Consider the following 2,523-nt stretch of genomic DNA (forward strand, 5'->3'; position numbering starts at 1 on the left):
AGGCTGTCCAGGGAGGTGAAGGCGGGCAGCGCGCGCCGTCCGCCCGGAGCGGTCAGGGTGGGCACCGCCATGTCGCTGGACTTCTCCCGGCGGAGTCCGTCCCCACCGGTTTCCACCTGGTCGAGCAGCGCGACCACGGGAATCAGCAACCGTGCCCCGGCGAGCGCGGACAGCAGCCCCGGTTCCGCGCCGGCGTCGGCCTGCCAGGCCGCCAGCGCCGCGGCCAGCGCGGGGTCCGGGGAGCCGTCGTCGTCGGCGAAACCGGAGTCGGGGATGTTCTTCAGCGGCACGCGGCGAGCCTACCTCTCGACCGGGTGCGTGCCGCGTGCCGTCCCCGGACAGCCGAGCGGAGCCCGCGCGTCATCCCCACGTACGCGGGCGTACGCCACGCAGCAGCGCGCACGCGAGCGCTATCAGCGCGACGCCACAGGCACCCACGGTCAGCGCGAGCCAGGTGACGTCGTGCTCCTCCTCCGAGGGTCCGCCGCCGAAGTAGCGCTGCTCGGCGGCTTCCCCTTCCTGCTCATCGTCCTTGTTCCCGCCGCTCCCCTCGCTCCCGTCGTTGTCGCCCTGCTGACTCGCGGAGGCGCCGCGCGTCGCGTGGGAGCCCATCTCGATGGCGGCGGCCGGGTCGACGATGCCGGTACCGAGCGCGTCACTTCGTCCACCCTCCGGAGTGTTCCGGGCGGTGCTCGCGATCAGCTTCTTGACCTGTGCCGGGGCCAGGTCGGGATGCGCGGCCCGGACGAGCGCCACGGCGCCGGAGACGAAGGCCGCCGCGGCGCTGGTGCCCCACCCTTCGTAGTACCGACCGTCCGGTTCGGAGATGATCACGTCCTTGCCCGGGGCGGCCACGGTCGCGTACCAACGGCGTGTGGAGAAGGAGGCGCGGGCGTCCTGGCTATCCACCGCAGTCACCGCGATCACGCCGGGGTAGGCCGCCGGATACGACGCGTGGTCGCCGTCCTCCCCGCCGTTCCCGGCCGAGGCCACGACCACCGAGCCCTTCTTGAGCGCGTAGCGGACGGCCGCGTCCTCCCGGGCCTCAGGGTGGGCGGAGTCGCTGTCGTCACCCAACGAAAGGTTGATCACGTCCGCGCCGTGGTCCGCCGCCCACCTGATCCCCTCGGCCAGTGCGCCACCGCGGGTCTTCCTCGCCTTCTCGTGCCGTGGGTCCTTGCTCTCCAGCAGCACCCGTACCGGCAGGATCGTGGCCTCCGGGGCCACCCCGAGCATGCCCTCAGCACGCTCTTCGCCGTGCCCGTGCCCGGCGATCAGGCCCGCCATGGCGGTCCCGTGCCTGCCGTACTCCGGATCACCCGGGCGCGCGCCGAAGCCGACCAGGTCCTTGCCGGCGCGCACCGACCCCCGGATGTCGGGATGGTCGGGGTCCACGCCGGTGTCCAGGACCGCTACCGTCACGCCCCTCCCCTTGGTCGTCTTCCACGCTTCGGGGGCGTTGACGGACTTCAGACCCCACTGACGGTCCTGGACGCCCTCTCCGTCGGCGGCCCACGCCATGCCTCCGGTACTGGTCACCATGGCGCCCATGGCGCACAGCAGGGCGAGCAGAAGGCCCAGGGCCCGGCGTGGCGCGCGGGCACGACGCCGCTGGGGCACGCGGCTGGCTGTCATGAGGAGCTTTCCGAGTCGGAGTCAGTGTCGGCGGGGTCGGTGCTGGCGGATTCGGGGAACTGCTGCCGGAGGCCGCGTTCGACACGGTCGGCGACGCTCCGCGCCGCGTGCCCCAACCCCGCCTGCGCCGGGCCGGAGGTCTGGCCCTTCGCGGCGGCGTCCGCCGCCGGTTGCGGATCACCGACCGTACGGCCGTCGGCGAAGCCGGAGACGGCGTACACCACCACCGGGGCGTCGGTAAGCACGTCGAGTGTCCAACTCGCCCGCTGGGCGTCACCGAACTCCGCGGCGACGGTCCCCCGGGCCGGGTAGGTCCGGGGCATCAGGTCGGCTCGTTCGCTGAGCTTCTGCTTACGGAAGCGCTGCTGGAGCCCGTGCATCCCGTTCCGGTCCGCCTCGGTGAAGAGCAGTCCGACGGTGGTGACGCTGCTGTGCGTGTCGTCGGTGTAGGTCGCGCGTACCAGCCGCTCGCAGCCCACCGGCGCGAGTGCCTTGCCCAGCAGGGGGTCGAGGGCCCGCGCGCAGGTGCTGTCCGGGGCCACCGCGACGCGCTTCCAGACCCGGTCCGCCTGCCCCGGGCCGTCCCCGTCGGCCTCGATGGTGCGGGGGAAGAGCGTGTCGACCGGTACCTCGTGCCAGAGCTGCCGGGTTTCGTCGTACGCCGCCTCGGACGCCGGTTCGGCGCCCGCGTCGTCGGTGAACCAGAAGCCCGTGCCCACGCCGCCGACGAGTCCGACCCCCAGGACGAGGCACACCACCGCGACGAGCCTGCGCAGAGGCGGGAGTTGACGCCCGGCGGCGGGAACCGGCCGCAACCGGAAGGTCGGTGGCCCGGCCGCGCAGCGCGACGGCCCCGCGCCGCCCAGGGCACCGTGGCCGGCGCTGACG

Annotated in this window: 3 protein-coding genes; all 3 read right to left on the reverse strand. The window is 73.6% G+C overall.

Annotation, left to right across the window (positions count from 1 at the left end; all coding sequences use genetic code 11):
- On the reverse strand, positions 1-290 hold a 290-nt coding region (locus AN216_RS19155; RefSeq protein WP_139140955.1), incomplete at its 3' end, for an SseB family protein.
- A gap of 70 nt (positions 291-360) precedes the next feature.
- Complete coding sequence (gene mycP / locus AN216_RS19160; RefSeq protein ID WP_079166752.1) at positions 361-1,635, reverse strand: type VII secretion-associated serine protease mycosin; 1,275 nt, start codon at positions 1,633-1,635, stop codon at positions 361-363.
- Positions 1,632-2,501 (reverse strand): hypothetical protein, encoded by an 870-nt coding sequence (locus AN216_RS19165; protein WP_420855771.1) that lies wholly within the window; start codon positions 2,499-2,501, stop codon positions 1,632-1,634. The genes mycP and AN216_RS19165 overlap by 4 nt, the downstream gene beginning before the upstream one ends.
- Positions 2,502-2,523 lie beyond the last annotated feature (22 nt).

It is taken from the genome of Streptomyces oceani, assembly GCF_001751245.1.
Classification (GTDB): domain Bacteria; phylum Actinomycetota; class Actinomycetes; order Streptomycetales; family Streptomycetaceae; genus Streptomyces; species Streptomyces oceani.